The sequence below is a fragment of the Spirosoma liriopis genome, assembly GCF_023196085.1.
GTDB classification, from domain to species: Bacteria; Bacteroidota; Bacteroidia; order Cytophagales; family Spirosomataceae; genus Spirosoma; species Spirosoma oryzicola.
Genome location: NZ_JALPRF010000002.1, coordinates 1,302,468 through 1,320,418, shown reverse-complemented (window position 1 = coordinate 1,320,418; position 17,951 = coordinate 1,302,468). Strand labels below are relative to the sequence as shown.

At 51.2% G+C, this 17,951-nt stretch carries 13 protein-coding genes; 8 read left to right on the top strand and 5 right to left on the bottom strand.

Annotated elements, in window-relative coordinates:
- Nucleotides 1–6: 6 nt before the first annotated feature.
- Entirely contained in the window at nt 7–1,302 is a 1,296-nt protein-coding gene (locus M0L20_RS14460) for a type IX secretion system plug protein (RefSeq protein ID WP_248477648.1), read from the bottom strand.
- Between the two features lie 251 nt (nt 1,303–1,553).
- Between M0L20_RS14460 and M0L20_RS14455 the strand changes: the two genes are divergently transcribed.
- From M0L20_RS14455 to M0L20_RS14430, 6 genes are all read left to right on the top strand, one after another.
- Nucleotides 1,554–2,501, top strand: a complete 948-nt coding sequence (locus M0L20_RS14455) for a bestrophin family protein (RefSeq protein WP_248477647.1) — start codon at nt 1,554–1,556, stop codon at nt 2,499–2,501.
- 112 nt (nt 2,502–2,613) lie between these two features.
- A complete protein-coding gene (locus M0L20_RS14450; protein ID WP_248477646.1) occupies nt 2,614–3,051 on the top strand; it encodes a nuclear transport factor 2 family protein in 438 nt (145 codons plus the stop codon).
- Nucleotides 3,052–3,107: 56 nt separating this feature from the next.
- Complete coding sequence (locus M0L20_RS14445) at nt 3,108–4,913, top strand: SGNH/GDSL hydrolase family protein (RefSeq protein WP_248477645.1); 1,806 nt, start codon at nt 3,108–3,110, stop codon at nt 4,911–4,913.
- A gap of 206 nt (nt 4,914–5,119) precedes the next feature.
- A complete protein-coding gene (locus tag M0L20_RS14440) occupies nt 5,120–5,932 on the top strand; it encodes an oxygenase MpaB family protein (protein WP_248477644.1) in 813 nt (270 codons plus the stop codon).
- Nucleotides 5,933–6,014: 82 nt separating this feature from the next.
- Complete coding sequence (locus M0L20_RS14435; RefSeq protein WP_248477643.1) at nt 6,015–7,397, top strand: L-serine ammonia-lyase; 1,383 nt, start codon at nt 6,015–6,017, stop codon at nt 7,395–7,397.
- 68 nt (nt 7,398–7,465) lie between these two features.
- The gene (locus M0L20_RS14430) at nt 7,466–8,545 is read left to right on the top strand and encodes an AI-2E family transporter (RefSeq protein ID WP_232561620.1); all 1,080 of its coding nucleotides are present in this window, start codon (nt 7,466–7,468) and stop codon (nt 8,543–8,545) included.
- A gap of 30 nt (nt 8,546–8,575) precedes the next feature.
- Here M0L20_RS14430 and lepB read toward each other — a convergent pair whose 3' ends face one another.
- The 3 genes from lepB to M0L20_RS14415 form a co-directional block, all read right to left on the bottom strand.
- Nucleotides 8,576–9,745, bottom strand: a complete 1,170-nt coding sequence (gene lepB / locus M0L20_RS14425; RefSeq protein ID WP_248477641.1) for a signal peptidase I — start codon at nt 9,743–9,745, stop codon at nt 8,576–8,578.
- A 202-nt stretch (nt 9,746–9,947) separates the two neighbouring features.
- On the bottom strand, nt 9,948–12,476 hold the full coding sequence (locus M0L20_RS14420; protein WP_248477640.1) for a PspC domain-containing protein: 2,529 nt from the start codon (nt 12,474–12,476) through the stop codon (nt 9,948–9,950).
- Between the two features lie 16 nt (nt 12,477–12,492).
- A complete protein-coding gene (locus tag M0L20_RS14415; RefSeq protein ID WP_232561617.1) occupies nt 12,493–12,894 on the bottom strand; it encodes a PadR family transcriptional regulator in 402 nt (133 codons plus the stop codon).
- A 278-nt stretch (nt 12,895–13,172) separates the two neighbouring features.
- Here M0L20_RS14415 and porU2 point away from each other — a divergent pair, with 278 nt between their 5' ends.
- Nucleotides 13,173–16,181 (top strand): putative type IX secretion system sortase PorU2, encoded by a 3,009-nt coding sequence (porU2, locus tag M0L20_RS14410; protein WP_248477638.1) that lies wholly within the window; start codon nt 13,173–13,175, stop codon nt 16,179–16,181.
- Nucleotides 16,178–17,299, top strand: a complete 1,122-nt coding sequence (locus tag M0L20_RS14405) for an acyltransferase family protein (protein WP_248477637.1) — start codon at nt 16,178–16,180, stop codon at nt 17,297–17,299. The genes porU2 and M0L20_RS14405 overlap by 4 nt, the downstream gene beginning before the upstream one ends.
- On the opposite strand, the gene M0L20_RS14400 is transcribed toward M0L20_RS14405, so the two are convergent.
- The gene (locus tag M0L20_RS14400) at nt 17,280–17,942 is read right to left on the bottom strand and encodes a thiamine diphosphokinase (protein WP_232561614.1); all 663 of its coding nucleotides are present in this window, start codon (nt 17,940–17,942) and stop codon (nt 17,280–17,282) included. The genes M0L20_RS14405 and M0L20_RS14400 overlap by 20 nt on opposite strands.
- Nucleotides 17,943–17,951: the final 9 nt, after the last annotated feature.

Sequence of the window (17,951 nt, the reverse complement as noted above, 5' to 3'; positions counted from 1 at the left end):
ACCGCATTACCGACGTTTGTTTACGCCTAGTTTCTGGTAAGCAATGAGTTGGTCGGCGCGGGCGGCTGGTGGGCGGTGATACACGAAAACTTCGTAGTCGTTTTCAGTCGAGGAGTAACTACCCTCGATGTAAGCTTCATCGACCTTCGGCGGATTTGTGGTCTGCACTACGTAATCGTAGTTGTACACGCCTTGCTTAAGCAAGATAGAAGCCCGGTAAGCGCCCAGAATCGAATCAAACGACATGCGATTTCGGTCGTTCAACTGCCAGAAGTTAAAGGCTCCATTGACAAACACATCCACATTGGGCACTTCGGGTATACGCAGCGTAAAGATTGTTTCAATGTAATCGGCATTCGTGGCTCCGTTGCCCGTTTCGCGGTGATCGATTACAAACAAGCCGTTGAAATCGTCGCTCTGGATATAAGCACCCCGGCTGCGTGGCTGATCGACCTGTACGTAAGCGATGTTCCGGTCGGCGTTCCGGTCGATACGGTCGATGTAATTAGCGCGGGACAGTACGGTTCGCGTGTCAAAAAAACGAAATTCATTTCCCCCCGGCATGGTGTTGCTCAAATCGATCAGCCGGTATTCCAGCACCTGATCAAACGCGAGAACATTGGTCGGACGAAGGCCACGAATTTCGCGGTCGTCGCGGTAGTTCTGGCGGATAACGACTTTAAAATCATCCTGTGGAGAAATGACCTGGTAGCCTTTGTAGTTGAGCGCCAGGTCGATTTGCTGATCCGAAAACTGCCGAGCCGGATCAGTCGAGAAACGAACACTGGCCGCTACCGTGACGCGATTCTGGTAAGTGCTGAACCGCCGGGTAAAAAGGATGTTGTTCCGATTGCGCTCGTCGTAGACAACCAGCACGTAATTGCCCGGCAACTTCACGCGCGGTATCGTAAAGCGGTAGTGATAGTACGGAATTTTCGTATTTAGGGATACCTGATAGTCAGTAATCGGGTTATCGTTGTATTCGTACGTAAACTCGATGTCGTTCAAAACAGAGCGTTGCCAATCGGCGTTGCAATGAACAAGCCGGGCGCGGAATGACCGATAATCGGCCGTTAGATCATCAAATTCGAGTTGCAGCGGTACTTGCTCATCCAGCGAAATAACGGGCGGATTCAACGTCAGAGCCGGATCGTTGGGATTGGTTCCCACCTGCGGGAACAGCAACACCGTTTGAATCTTGGAATCGTAAATCCGGTCAATGGTCTGGAGTTGCTGCGCTACCACCGTCGTGCAACAAAGCCCGATCAGCAAAACAGAAAACAGCTTTTGGTAAACAGTCATGTAAACGATTTTTCAGAAAATTAGGTATACGAACAAAACTACGTGGCCGGGATTGCACACTCGTATTAACCACTAGCTGATTTTAAAAGTTGATAGCTTTGTAAAAACCACACAGGCATAACGGTAAAGCTATTTAAACTTTTGTACAATGAGTGTTTTTGTCATCCCTCCTGCGTCGGGATGACAAAAACAGACCAGCTTCTATTAAATATAGAAGTTAAAACAACTTCGGTTTCTCAACCCATTCGGATATGATTCGGTATAATTCAAAAGATTGGTTTCGTTTTCTTTTCACCTTCAACCGGGCCGATACCGCCCGTAAGCTGTTTCCGGCTTTGGTTGGTGTGAGCGTTTACGCGTTCATCATCGTTCATTTTATCGAGCAGCTTGGCTTTAGCGAGAACGCGCATTTAAAGAATTTTTCGCTCATGCACACCTTGCTGAGCTTTGTGATCTCGATGCTGCTGGTTTTTCGAACCAACTCGGCTTACGACCGCTGGTGGGAAGGTCGGAAGCTATGGGGGAGCCTGGTCAACAACTGCCGCAACATGGCGCTCAAGCTGGATCAATTGCTGGAAACAGACCAGACCGAAAACCGTCTTTTTTTCAAGGCGATGATTTCAAATTTTGCCTTCGCCCTGAAAAATCACCTGCGCCAGAATTCCTTCGAACAGGAGTTTACCGAAAGTTCATCCTTCCCGATTAGCAAGCTCCATCTGGACGAGCACGTACCCCAGCAGATAGCCCTGGCTATTTTCGGTCGAATCAACGAACTGCAACGGCAGGGTGTCTTGTTAGCGGAACACATGCTGGTGCTCAATCCAGAGGTTCAATCCCTGATGGATATCTGTGGCGCTTGTGAACGGATCAAAAACACACCGATTCCATTTTCGTACAGTTCTTTTATCAAAAAGTTTATCGTCGTCTACTGCCTGAGCCTACCGCTTGGCTACGTCCACGCGCTGCACTACCTGGTTATTCCACTGGTGGTATTCGTTTTTTACGTGTTGGCTAGCTTGGAAATTATTGCCGAAGAAATCGAAAACCCGTTTGGAACCGACGACAACGATTTACCGCTGGAAACCATCTGCGCCAACATCCACAAAACCGTTAACCAATCGTTTGACCATACGACCCTCCGGGCTCAGATGGCAGAGACGAGCGAAAAACCCCGAAAAGGCTTCACCTACGAAAAATAAGCACGATCTGGAGGGTGCGAAATGCGACAACCGTAAGTAAACAACAAGGCCTCATTGACTTTGCGTAGATAAACCCGCCGACCGGGATTTAGAACATTTCCTACTAAGAACAATGATCGCTAAAAAGTTACTTTTCTTTCTCCTCGCACTAGGCCTGCTAACCACCGTTGACAGCCTTGCTCAAAATGGGGATCAAGGTGTTGCACAGGCCGTGGAAAAACTACGAAAGCTGATGATCGACCCCGACAAAGCGGGGCTTGAAGCGATTGCGTCCGACCGGCTGAGTTACGGCCACTCAAGCGGGAAGATTGAAGATAAAGCGGCTTTCGTGGAAGCGCTGACCAGCGGTGCATCCGATTTCAAAAGCATCGAACTTACCGACCAGACCATTACCGTAGTAGACAATACCGCTTTGGTACGGCATAAGCTGACGGGCGAAACCATTGATAAAGGCAATACGGGGCAAGTCAAAATAGGGGTCCTGCTCGTTTGGGTCAAACAAAAGAACGACTGGAAATTACTGGCCCGACAAGCCGTAAAAGTTCAGTAGTTAACCCACCGTTTGCGGAACGGTTAGTGCTCCCTCTCCTGCGCGACAGACGCACCATGACTCGAAAACTACTTTTTCTTTCCCTGCTGCTTTGGTGTCAGCAATTGCTGGTACGTGCCCAAGCCACGACAGATTACACTTGGTGGAATCCAGCGCAGAGTCAATTCCCTACCGTTGAAGGACAAGCCTGGCCCAAGGACGTGCAGAGTCCATACGACCGGCTCCCAGCGCAGGCTGAAAAGAAGGTTAGAAATATCGTCTGGAATTTGTCGCACAATGCCGCCGGTTTATTGATCCGGTTCAAGGCCAGCACCGATCAGCTAGTGGTCCGGTACGCGGTAACGGGTACGCACGGTCTGCCCCATATGCCCGCCACCGGCGTTAGCGGGGTTGATTTGTATGCGCTGACCAGCGATGGCGACTGGCGCTGGTGCACCGGCAAATACGCGTTTAAAGACACGATTGAATACCGGTTTGCCAATCTGGAGCCAAACGATTCCTACCACCAGAAAGGCCGCGAATATCGATTGTATTTGCCGCTCTACAACTCCGTCAAATGGCTGGAGATTGGTGTTCCCAAAGGCGCTTCGTTTACGCCCTTGCCCACCCGCGTTGAAAAACCTATTGTCGTTTATGGAACATCGATTGCGCAGGGAGCTTGTGCGTCGCGGCCCGGTATGGCCTGGCCCGCCATCCTAGGCCGTAAACTCGACCGTCCAGTGATCAACTTAGGCTTCTCGGGTAATGGCCGACTGGAAAAAGAAATCGTGCAGTTGCTTCCCGACATCGACGCCAAGCTTTACGTTCTGGATTGTCTGCCTAATCTGGTCGCTACCGTTGGCATTAGCCCAGACGAAATAAAAACCCGCATTATGGAGTCCGTCAAGACCTTACGGCAAAAACGTCCCGCCGTTCCGGTGTTGTTGGTCGAACACGCGGGTTATACCGATGGCAGCCTCAACCCCTCCCGACGAAAGCTGTACACCGATGTGAATGAAACCATGCGGCAGGCTTTCAGCCAGTTGCAGAGCGAGGGCGTCGATCAGATTTATCTGCTGCCTAATACGACTCTTCATCTGGACATGGACGACACCGTAGACGGTACTCACCCTACCGATCTGGGTATGCAACACTACGCCGATGCGTACGAAAAAAGCATTCGCCCTATTCTGAACGAACCCATCGGATGGTATTCGACAACCAAGCCTTGCACGCAATTTCGGGATGCCGCCATTTATGATTGGGAAACCCGCCACCGCGATATGATTGCGCTGACCAAAGTGAAGCCTCCCCGCATCGTTTTCATGGGCAACTCCATTACGCACTTTTGGGGTGGTCAGCCGCAAGCGCCCATCAGCCGGGGCAGCGACTCCTGGAATGCCGTACTCGAACCGCTGGGTACGCAGAATTTTGGCTATGGATGGGACCGGATAGAAAACGTCCTCTGGCGCGTTTACCACGACGAGCTTGATGGGTACGCAGCCGCGCAGGTTGTTCTTATGATTGGCACCAACAATCTGCAACTAAACACCGATACCGAACTTATCGAAGGACTAAAGTTTCTGGTCAATGCCGTCAAAGTCCGTCAACCGAGTGCAGCCATTCTGCTGCTGGGTATCCTCCCCCGTCGTGAAGGAGAGCCGCGCATTCGGGAGCTTAACAAAAGTATTGCTCAGGCATCGGCACAATTAAACGTAACCTTCGCTGACCCAGGAACCGTTTTTCTGACTAGTGACGGCAAAATTGATGAGTCGTTGTTCACCGACGGATTGCATCCCAACGCCATCGGTTACCAGAAACTAGTCAGTAAACTGGCCCCCTACCTGAAACCCATTGACCAAAGCCGCAAGCTAAAGCGGTAGTCCTGGCCCAGGATGCTTACGAGTTCAACCCCCAACCGACACAACGGCCAAACTTTGCCAGGCCACGGATAGACACGGTGTTTGGAATGAACCATCTGGCCGCAAATTGACTTATTCTATTGATACCCATTACGAATTCTTAACGACTCGTCTGCGAAGCAAAAACTCTACCTACAGCGACATCATCAACTCAGAGCGTTACAGGCATGAGCCACAGAAACCGGCCTTCCACCGAATACTCACACCCCTACGAGTCGGGTACTTTTTTTGTTCAATCCGATTCCATCGTGCGCCGGATTTGGGGCGACGCTGACGTTATCCTGCTTGTCTTTGCCGGATCAGCCGCTGAGTTTGCGCTCAACCGAGCCGTAGACTGGCTGTTCTTTACGGGTAAGCTTCCCGCCGACCCTATCGCGCGGCTGTTCTCGACCGTGCGTTACGCGCAGGAAATTGTATTTGCGCCCGAGCAGCAAGCACGACAGGCCATTACGCGCATGGGCGCTATTCACGGCGGTGTCGAGCGAAAACGAGGATATCAGATTCCCGACTGGGCTTACCGCGATGTGCTGTACATGCTCATCGATTACTCCATGCGGGCTTTCGAAACGCTCCACCGCCCCCTTACTAACCCCGAACGGGAGGAAGTATTTCGGACGTTCCGGGAAGTGGGTGCGGGCATGCACGTTCCTGATCTACCTACTACCTACGCCGACTGGCAAATCGACCGAGAGGCACATCTCAGCCGCGATCTGGTCTACAGCGAATACACGGATAAACTGTTCCGGCGTTACCGGGAGCAGTTGGGGGGATGGCGGTACGATCTGCTCCGGCAGGCGCAGGCCGTTCTTGTACCCGAACAGGTACGTTCAGAACTAAAGTTGCCCCAAAAGCCGTGGCTCGGTTATTCCATTGGCCTGTACAAAGTACTGAACGCGTTTGGGCTACGATCCGTAACTCAGCAAATCTTACTACCAACCGAGTATCTGGATCAGATCCGAAGCTTAGACGTTCACAAGTAGCCACTAGTACATTGAAGCTACGGGCGATCCGTTGCGATTCAAGCGCATGATTCGCTAAATTGCTTTATTAACACGCATCAACATGGCTACTACGCCAATTACGACATCTGTTTTTGATTTGTTCAAAGTAGGGCCTGGACCGTCGAGTTCGCACACCATCGGTCCTATGAAGGCCGCATTCGACTTTCGCCAGCGTATAGCCAGCTTACCAGCCGATAGCCAGACGCAAAGCGATTCGATCCACGTTCTTTTGTACGGCTCACTCAGCGCTACCGGCAAAGGACACGGAACCGATCGCGCTGTAGTCGCCGGATTACTCGGCTGGCAACCCGAAACGACTGACCCTACGGCGCTGCTCAGTCTGCTCCGTGACCCGAGCGTCTCCTACCCCATTTCGGTAGGCACTCAACCAATTGAGGTAGGCCCACAGCATATTCACTTTGAGCGGAAGCGGTACGATTCGCCGTATGCCAATACGATGGTGCTTCAGCTACGAGCGGGCGAACAGGTGTTGCAGCAGGAAGAATACTATTCGGTTGGGGGTGGCTTTATCATCCGCAAAGGCGAACCGGAAGTTCCCGCTGACGAGCTGTCGGTGCCGTATCCCTATAGCACGATGGGCGAGCTGAAAGCGCAGTTGGACAAACATAATATTTCGCTCGATGAACTGATGCTGACAAACGAATCGGCTCTAACGGGTCGCAGCCGGGCGGAGATCAATCAGCGAATTGACCAGATTCTGGACTTTATGCACAAAGCCGTCCGGCGTGGGCTGCGCCAAAAAGGTACACTACCCGGTTCGATCAAACTGACGCGCAAAGCGCCCATTCTTTTTCAGCAGGCAAAGGGCATGAGCCATTCATCGGATAGCTTTTTGATTTTCCTCAATGCCTACTGCCTGGCAGCTTCGGAGGAAAATGCCGCTGGTGGTATCGTCGTAACGGCCCCAACATCGGGCGCGTCGGGGGTTATTCCGGGGCTAACGTTCCTGGCCAAGCACCATTTCCACTACGACAAAGCGACACTTCGCTCCGGAATGCTCGCAGCAGCAGCGATTGGTTTTCTGGTCAAACACAATGCCAGTATTTCCGGGGCCGAGATGGGCTGTATGGGCGAAATTGGAACGGCCTCCGCGATGGGTGCCGCTTTCCTGACGCGCTGTGCGCAAACCAACGGTCCGATTGGTGCCATTGAAGCAGCCGCCGAAATAGCCATCGAGCACCACCTGGGCATGACCTGCGATCCGATTGGCGGTTACGTTCAAATTCCGTGTATCGAACGCAACGCGATGGGAGCGGTCAAAGCGTACAACGCCTTTCTGCTGGCTACGTCCGGGGCCGCTTCTTTTCAGAAGATTTCTCTCGACGCGGTCGTCAAGGTAATGAAAGCAACCGGACGCGATATGTCTACCAAATACAAAGAGACTTCCGAAGCGGGTCTGGCACTCAGCGCCACCGAATGCTGAAAAGCAAAACAATTCAGGGGATATAACGTGTTTCTCTCTCAGTGTGAATTTGAACACGCTTTATCTCCATGACAAACATATACACTTCCCAGCAACAACGGGTTCTGCTGATAACGAGTCTGCTAATTATTGCCGGCTTTATTATCGTAGGACTCAGTGGCTACGCATCGGCTTTTCTGGGTGCCGGCATTCTTTACGTTGTCCTACGCCCCTGGTTTACGGCACTGGCCATCAAACGCAAGTGGAACCGCCCTCTGGTGGCTACACTGCTGATCATTTTTTCGCTGGTCGTTATCATTCTGCCCTTTCTGACCCTGAGCCTCATGCTCATCGGGCGAATTCAGTACTACAGTCAACACACCGACGACATTCTGAATCTGGTGAAAAAAGCGGAGGATATGACGGGCTACAAAATCACGAGCCAGCAGAATATCCGTACCATTGCCCAACAGGGAGCCGGTTACGCGAGCCGACTATTGCCATCTATCGCGGGTGGAGCTTTGGACTTTATCGTTGTTCTAGGTCTGATGTTCTTCACCATGTACTTCATGTATGTGGAACAGGAATCCTTTCAGAAAGGCTTGCAGAAATACTTGCCTTTCAAACGCGATACCCAACGGGAACTGGGCGAATCCCTTAAAAACAATGTGAATGCCAACGTTTTGGGTCAGGCACTGGTGTCCTTGGTGCAGGGTATACTGACGGGCCTGACGCTGTGGTTCTTCAACGTGCCGGATGCGCCTTTCTGGGGCGTTGTTGGCTTTTTTCTCGCTTTCATTCCGCTGTTAGGAACACCTCTGGTCTGGGGGCCGGCTGGACTGATCAAGTTATCACAGGGTGACACGGGCGACGGGGTTGGCATTCTGCTGGTCGGCGTTATCGTGATCATCAACATCGATAACCTGCTTCGTATCATGCTCGCCAAACGCATGGGTGATATTCATCCACTCATCACGTTGACAGGGATTGTCCTAGGCGTCCCTATCTTTGGCATTTTAGGTCTGGTTATTGGCCCTCTCCTCCTCTCGTATTTCATTGTTCTCATTCAAGTATTCGAACGGGAAAACAAAAAGCAAGAGGAAGAGATTGCCAGAGAAAAAGAACGGGTGGAAGTCGAAGCAGAACGCCACGTCGAAAAAAACACCTAACCGAAATCTCGGTCAGTACTCGCAACCAGCTTAATTGATCAAGCTGAACAAATGATTCCAGCGGATTGTGTGCCAGATATCCGCTGGAACCGGATCAATAGACATCCAGACAAAGACGGCTTTGCCAACGATATGGTCTTCGGGCACGAATCCCCACACGCGTGAATCCTCAGAATTGTGTCGGTTATCGCCCACCATAAAGTAATAATCCTGTTTGAAGGTGTACGACGAAATCGGCTGATCGCCAACGGTGATCCGCTCTGGCGTTACTTCAACCGTCGAGTTGCCTTCATACCGTTCGATGACAGGGCCGTAAACCGCGATGGTTTGCTTGTTCAGGGGAATCGTCATCCCCTTTTTAGGAACGGTAAACGGTCCGAAATTATCCAGATTCCACGGATTGGCAGAACTAGCGTAAATGCCGGGCTGGGCCTGATTCGGTTGCTCCAAGACAGGTTCGATACCCTTCACCCAGTCGAATGCTTTAAACTTGTCGATAGTAGCCTTCGTTGCGTTGACGCGATAGCCAACGAGGGTTGCTAGCTTGGTCGAATCGTTGTATGATTCGAGCGGTTGCCAGTTAATAAAGGGCCCTTCTGCCGATTTAAAATCGTTGACAATATCGTATTTGCGAAAAAACCGTTCGTCGAGTACCTCGGTGGTTTTGATGAAGTACGAGGTTTCTGCCTGATCCGGAACAGGAAACAGTTTGTTATTAACATACACGTTGCCTGACTGGATGGTCACAACATCGCCCGGAATACCGATACAGCGCTTGATGTAATTGGTTTTCAGGTCGGTTGGATAGTCGGGATCACCCGCTTTACGCGGTGGATAGTTGAAAACGACTACATCCCCATTCTTGACCCGCGAAAAACCGGGTAACCGATACGAAGGCAGTTGGATAGCCGTGCTGTAGGATGGAATATTAGTACCCCATATTTTCTGGTGCGTGAGGGGAATTTGCAACGGCGTTTTGGGCGTGCGAGCGCCGTAATGCAGCTTGCTCACAAACAGATAATCGCCAACCATCAGGCTATTTTCCATCGACGGGGTGGGAATCGCAAAAGCCTCAAACGTTAAGAAGCGAATCAGCGTGGCGGCTATAACAGCGAATAGAACCGAGTCAGCCCATTCCCGAAGTGCTGATTTTTTAGGTTTAGCTGTTCGATCAACGGTTTTCGTTTTGTTCCAAAACATACTGTAGTGAGGTTACTGGTTGTCTGTACGCCAAATAGCGATTTCGCTTGATAGCCAAAAGGTAAACCATTCCCTATCAACGAATCTTTTCTTTTACACCGACGGCGCGATAAGCAGATAAATGTCGAGTCGTATAAAAAAACAGGCTCCAGCGCGCTAGTGCACTGGAGCCTGTTTTTACTGTTGATTGGTTAGCTTGACGCTACTGCCGTGTTACCTTACTGGCCCCCGATGTTTCAGAGTCCAGTGAAACGACCTGACCTAACGTCGCGTGGCTGGCCCCACTAGCGTCAACGGCTGCTTTGTCGATATTCATGCCGGTTGCCTCGATCTTGCTGGCTCCGCTTAAGTCAGCTTCCAGCTCTTTTGCCCGACCACGTAAGACGGCATTCGACGCCCCCGACAGGTTGATTGTCAGCTTTTCGGCATCGCCATCGAACACCGTTCGGCAGGCACCGCTCATGTCGATACTCAGAGTGTTATACTTGTCGAAACCGGTCAGGCTGGCTTTCGACGCCCCCGACAACTTAAGCTCATTGATTGACGGAACGGTAATCGTCAGACCGATGCGCTTGCGGTTACTCCAATCGAATACACCGTTACGCTCGATGGATACGTCCAGCGTGTTGCCGTTTACTTTTACGTTGATATCCTCCAGGTCTTCTTCCCGACCATCGGCGACGACTTTGTAGGTAGTGCCTTTGCGGAAACGAACGACGAACGCGCCACCCACATCGACCTTCGAAAAATTGCTGACGTTGAACTGACGGGTATGGTCGCCAACATTATCAAAGTCGTCGCCCAATTCGTCAGTTACGGCGTTCTGCACATCATCGGTGATGTCGGTCACATCATTGTCTTCGCTATCAAAGCTGCGGTCTTTTTCACGGGGATAGGTTATGCAAACGAGTCCATCATTTTTTGTAAACTTCCAGAGGCTCGATGACATCCGGTCAATTTCTTTTCCGCCAAACTCATTCCGAACAAAAAGGGCAAAATCTTTGGTCATGCGGAATGGTTTCTCGTACGGAATCATCAGCTCCATATCCAGATCCTGCGCCCGGAAACGAGCACCCGGCTTTAGTTCGATTGCGTTATCAAAGGTCACCGTCGAATCGTTAATCACATACGCATACTTGATCTGACGGGCATTGGCCTGTGCATCAGCCCGGCTTGACCCCTGGGCTTTGAAGTGCTGCACCAGATTCCAGGCGGCACCGTCGTAGCCTTGCAGTTCAACGGATGGACGCCAGTTATCGTTGTCTATTTCATTGATGGCAAACGTTGGGACAGCGGTCGGGACAGTCAGCACCAGCGTTTCCGTTACGGTTCCCCGACGCTGGAAGCTGTTGATCAACGGAGCTGCCGTTCCACCGAAGATAACCAGGCTAACGAGCCACACACCTGCTATCGTTAGGGCGGTACGGCTGCTCAGTACATTGCGGGTAGTGATGAGCATAACCCCCAAGATGGCCAATCCGAACGCGGGAAGAAAGCCAACCAGGAATGCGGACAGAATCATAGGAAGCGTAATGTCGTTGCGAAATAATTCAATCTGCTCAAAGCCACTACCCGGTCCAAAACTTGTTTGAATGCCAATTCCTGCACCCAGAATGGCCAGACAGGCAACCATCAGCGCAAACGCAACGACCAGCATGAGTAACCCGGCAAAGACGCGAATAATTGTCAGCGTACCGGCCAGAAGCGGCCCCAGCGCACTACCCAATCCACCAATGACGGTCGCAATTGCCCGGAAGGGAAAGAGTAATACGCGCGTCAGCGTACTTTCGTTATTGGGCGATTCGTTGATATTCAGGTTCTGTTTAATACTGTGCTCAATGTTCGACAACGTAATGGGCTGGCCCTGCATTTCCATTTTTTCCGTCAATGTATTGGCCTGTGGGGCAATGATCCACAACACCAGATACAGCAGAAACCCTACACCGAAGAACATAATGCCCAGCACGAACAACAGCCGGATAACACCCCGATCGACGCCGAAGTAAGCAGCAATTCCCGAGGCCACACCACCCAGCACTTTATCTTCTGGATTGCGAAAGAATTTCTTGACGGTTTTGTCATCTTCGATCGTCGTCACACCCGGCAAAGCGATCCACATGGCAATGTATACGATCACCGTAAAGCCGCTCAAACTACCGAAGAAGTCACCATGCGATGCGCCACCCAGGGCCGGCAAACCAATCACCAGCAGGACAAAAATCAGGCGTACCCACACAACGTCCATGTTGAAATAATGGGCCAGACCAGCCGCCACGCCACCGAGTGTTTTCCGGCGCATGTCGCGAACTAGCCGACGTGGTTCGGCGTACGCATTACCCGCAGGTTGTGCGGAACTGTAGGCTCCCGTGTTCTGTCCACCAACCGGATTACTGGTGGGTTGTGAACTACCCGCAGCAGTTGCCGAATTACGCCCACCGCTAGTCACCAGTATTTCTTCTTCCTCAACGGCCTCAAAATCGGCAACGGTACCCATAGCCGCAACGAGTTCGTTGACATCTTCGAGCGAGACAGCCTGTTTGTCGGCGACTTTCAGCTTGGCGAGCAGTTTCTCCGCAATCCGGTTCTCGATGTCCGTAACAATCTCCTGGCTGTCTTCGTAGCTCGAAAAGTACTGTTGAACCGATGTCAGGTAACTTTTTAATTTGTCGTAGCCATCCTCTTCGATATGGAAGATGACCCCGCTTATATTAATACTTATGGTCTTTTTCATGGCGATGGAGAGTAGGTTAAGCGTTGGTTGAAGGATTAGCTGGATCGACGATTATAGGCGTACTACCGTTTGCAGGTTTTTTGTGCTGATCGGTCTTACTGATGATGGCGTTTACCGATTCGGCCAGTTCCTGCCAGGTTTCATTGAGTGAACCGAGCGAATTACGGCCAAGCTCAGTCAGGATATAGTATTTTCGTGGCGGCCCGGATGTGGATTCAACCCATTTGTAATCGAGTAATCCCGCGTTTTTAAGCCGCGTCAGCAATGGGTATAAGGTTCCCTCCACGACCATGATACGGGCCGAGGTCAGTTCGTCAAGCATATCGGAAGCGTAAACCTCGCCCCGCGATATAATGTGCAAAATGCAGAATTCCAGAATTCCTTTTCGCATCTGCACCTGAGCATTTTCAATATTCATCGGTGTATAGCTTTTAGTATTTGTCAAGCTCTGGCTACCCGGCCTGGCGATTATGAATTCCGGCTTACAGTGACTAGAGTAGAGCGGGTTGACCACCGACGGTAATCGGTATCCGAAATTCTTACATCAAAGGTAGCATAAGGTACTATGCGATGCAAGGTACCTTTTTAAAAAATTTAATCTTGCCTGATTAACGGCTAAAAAAAGGGTTGAGTGGCGTCTCGCCTGTATAGCCGGGGGCATCATATTTGTATTATTTCAGGTGAATACAAGGAGACATGCACCGTAGCTTATTCCTGCTGACCTTTATCCTGTTTTTACAAGGTTACACCCTGGCTCAGAACAGGCTACTCGGCAACGAATGGATCTGTTATAAACAGTCCTATTTTAAAATTTTAGTCGCTCAAAACAACCTGTACAGAATCACGACGGCTACGTTGCAAAAGGCGGGTATTCCCCTTGACACCATTGATCCGACAACGATTCAGCTTTTCCACCGAGGTGTCGAACAGGCCATTTACGTAGCGGGAGAAGCCGACAAACGGTTCGACACCGATGATTTTATCGAGTTCTACGGGCGTGGTAACGACGGGGCTCAGGACTCGCTTCTTTACCGGCCTGTCAACGCGCAACCGCACACGTATTACAGTCTTTTCAACGACACGACGGCCTATTTCTTAACCTGGCGACTCGATGGCAAACCCGGCAAGCGAATGGTCACTTATGCCGATGCAGACGTTTTGAATCTATCACCCGAAGCGTATCATTGGGCAGAAGAGATCCGCGTGTTTTCCGATACGTATCCGGGCTGGGCGGCTGGCATTCCACCTAAAATCGAATACAGTTATTTCGAAGCGGGCGAAGGCTACACGGGCTCCGTTCAACAAAAAGGTAAACTTTACGACAACGTCTTTGTGCTTCGTAACGCCTTCCGAACGGGTCCAGCCCCGCAGGTAGCATTACTGGTAGTTGGTCGTGATTATGGTTCGCATCGGGTCGAATGCTACGCTGGCCCTACTACCGAATCCCGACGATTGATTGACTCCCTGCGTTTTCAGTTTTACAACAATGCCTACACCGAACAGAATCTACGTTGGACAGATGTTGGCTCGGATGGGCGCTTGCTAATCTCAACCGTTTCGCGGGATAATACCTCCGCTTTAGATGCCTACTCTATATCGTTTATCAAACTGCGCTATCCGCAACGATTTACCGGTAATAGCGTATCGTCGCGCGTCTACCAGCTTACGCCGAATGCGGCTGGCCAGTCGCTTATCCGATTTGACAGTGTATCGGCAGGCACCCGCTTCTGGGACATCACCGACCCGACGACTCCACTTCTAGCCGGTAGTGTTCCTGGTCCGAACGGCTCCGTACAGCTAGTCGTCCGAAATACCCAAACCCAGCGGACACTTTTCAGTACGAGCCAGCCACAAGCTGTTTTAGAAATGGCACCGGTCACGTTCACGGATTGGGCCAAGCGTAAGCCAACTTACTTGATTATTAGCCACGGAAACTTGATGAAGCCAGCGGCAGGCTATCCAAATGCCGTACAAGCCTATGCCGCTTACCGCGCTTCGCCAACCGGTGGCCAACACGACACGCTAACGGCAGAAATCGGGCAACTTTTCGATCATTTCAGTTATGGCGAACGGCACCCACTCGCGATCAGACGGTTTGCCGACCAGATGCTTCGGCAACGAAAGGCCATTATTGATCGACCGCTTTATTTACTTCTGATCGGGCGCAGCCGCAGCACACCCGGCGTTCGGCATGATCCTAATCAGGCCGTTATTGATCTGGTACCCACAGCAGGTTTTCCCGGTTCGGATATGCTGTTTACGGCAGGTCTGGACGGACAGCCACTGGATGTACCGGCTTTGCCAACGGGGCGCATTAACGCCGTTACTCCCCAGCAGGTAATAGACTATTTGAACAAAGTGAAAGAGTTCGAATCCGTACCAACAATCCAGCTTTGGCGGAAGAAACTACTGCATTTGAGTGGTGGGCACACGCCCAATGAGATCGCCTTGTTTCAGGCCTTGCTGGGAAATTACGGCCAATCCGCGTCAGCAGGTTCGTTAGGAGCGCAGGTGACAGCGCTGACCAAGTCAACGTATAAGGCTACCGAGCCGGTTAGCATTGCCCGGCAGGTCAACGAAGGCGTTGGTATCGTAACGTTCTTCGGCCATTCGAGTCTGGACGTAACCGATCTGGACATTGGCTTCTGCTCCAACGATGCGTTAGGCTACCGAAACAAAGGCAAATACCCGTTCATGCTGATCAACGGTTGCGCTACCGGCAACATCTTCTACAGTCGCCCAACGCTTAGCTCCGATTGGGTGCTGACACCCGACCGGGGAGCCATTGCTGCCCTGGCAAACAGTCATTTGGGCTATACCCACGTGCTGGACCGATACAGCAGCTATTTTTACGAACTACTTGCCGACAGCACGCAACTCGGTAAATCCATTGGTCAGCTTCAGCAGGAAACGATCCGTCGTACACTAGCACAAAACCCCGGTGGCTGGGATTTGGCGAACGCTCAGCAGATGGTCTTACAGGGTGATCCGGCGATACGTCTGTTTCCAATGGACACGCCCGATTACGCCTTTGTAGAAAGTGAAGTCCTTATTCGAGGAATAGACAACCAGCCGCTTACGCCGTTCAGCGATTCCGTACGGGTAACGATAGTAATTGACAACTACGGGCAATTTCGAAACGAGCGACTATCCCTCCGCATCCGTCGAATCGTCAATGGACAGGAATCAGGCGTTTACGATGTGTGGCTGCCACGTGCGGTCGCTTTTCGCGATACGTTCACGCTGAGCATACCGAGCATTCGCGGAGCAACCGGGCAAAATCAATTTGCACTTACGCTTAACCCAACGGGTTCAATTCGTGAACGCAACCGGGAAAATAACAGCGCCACGGCTGAAGTGATCATTCAGGAATCTGCGCTAACTAATTTTACCGCGTATCCGAACTCCTTCCGCGATCAGGTAACGTTTGCCTTTCAACTGACGGGTGAGAAAGCGCCGGATACGATTGAGCTAACCATCACCGACCTAAACGGACGCGAAGTTCGTCGGTTAAAATCGGGCCAAGGACTAGCATGTACGATCGGCCAGAACGAATGGGTGTGGGATGGACGCACTGACGGGGGCGACGCCCTGCCCTCCGGTCTATATCTGTACCGATTGATGATCCGTGAAAACGGACAGGAATGGCCCGCCACCGCAGATGCCACTAAGAAACGACGCGGTCGATTGATCCTGGTCCGATGATGCTTTCCGATCCGACTAAAACGACTCCGACAACCTACCATTTACCGGCACTAACAGGATTGCGGGCAGGGGCGGCCTATCTGGTTTTTCTGCACCATTACAACCCCATTTCTAGCACCGGGCCAACCGGATGGTGGCACCGTCTGTTTGATCAGGGATACATTGGCGTCAGTATTTTCTTTACACTGAGCGGTTTTCTGATCTACCATCGATACGCCGAGTTGTATGCTAACCCAAAAAAGTGGTCATGGAAAACGTATTACCAAAACCGTTTTGCCCGGATCGTACCGCTGTATGGATTAATCTTTCTCGTAACCGTCGGGGTTACAATCGCTCAGGGAAGACCAAATCATTGGCTTGACTTGCTGCTCAATTTGACGCTGCTCAAAGGCTTTTTTGATGACTATAAATTCAGCGGTATCGCCCAAAGCTGGAGCTTGACGGTTGAACTATGTTTTTATCTGGCAGCACCATTCCTATTCTCGGCACTTCGGCGCTGGGGACCGCTGAAACTTACATTTCTTTTGCTGAGTACTGGCATGTTGCTCTGTTTGACCATTGGTAGCTTAAACTGGCACGGCCTTTTTGGCAATCTTCCCTTTATGCTGTTTTACACGTTTCCCGGACGATCATTCGAATTTGTAGCGGGCATGTGGGCTGCGCAGCAGTGGCAAGGAGGACAGCTACTGCACGCTCGTCACCTTACAGCGAAGAGTTTACTTTTGCTGGCTTTCTGTGTGGTCAGCCAAACTTGTATATCGGGCTGGACGACAAACGCGAATTTATTGCTATGGAGCGAAGTCATAAGCTACAACTTCATTCTTCCGATCAGTCTGGCCTTTCTCTTACTCGGTTTATTGCGAGAGCAATCAGGATTGCAACGGCTACTCGCCTACCCCATCGTCCAAACGCTGGGCCGTAGTTCCTATGCGTTTTACCTGATCCACATCGGCGTTGTCAGCAAGTTCATTGGGCATGTCCTACCCGGAATAGGCATTGGACCACTATTCGTAGTATTGGTATTGGTGTCGCAGAGTTTGTACCGATGGGTGGAGAAGCCTTTGCAGCAACGATTTCGTTCAAGAGACGAATCTGTTACTAATCCCAGCATTCCATAATGAGCAGATCACCGGTTTTTGCTTCGATCCGTACAAAGCCATCTTCAGCGGCTTCATTGCTGCTACTCGTCCGATAACCAAGCGTTAGGGTATCATCCTGAAGGTTGTATTTCAACCCCTCCGACGTAAAACCCGTGACCGTACCGACCGGTATCAACGAAATCGGCGTACCTGCCTCGTACCATTTTTCGAACCGACCCACCAACGGAAAAATCTTGGAATGATCGTCAATCATCACGATACGAATCTGATCCTTGTACCGAACAATGTTGGTCATGTTCGTCAGGCTGTGATCCGCCCGACGACCCGTTGCCCAAACAATGTTGACTGCCGGATAACCTCGTTCGATCAAATACTCAATGCCTTTGTCGAGATCGGTTTTGTCCTGGTTGGGCGTATGAACGATGTCGAGCGGGTACTGCTGCGCCCGAATGGCATCCAGATCAAGGTCCCGGTCGAAGTCACCGAGCAACACATCCACTTTGATGCCCAGCTCAAGCACCCGCCAGATCGCGCTGTCGAGCACAACTACCGTCGGGCTCCATTCCAACAACTGCCCCAGCAACTCAGGCTGACAGGCTTCACCATTGGCAATCAACAAAGCAGGTTCCTGCTTTTCGCGGACAACGTGATGGGACGACATGATTAGTTA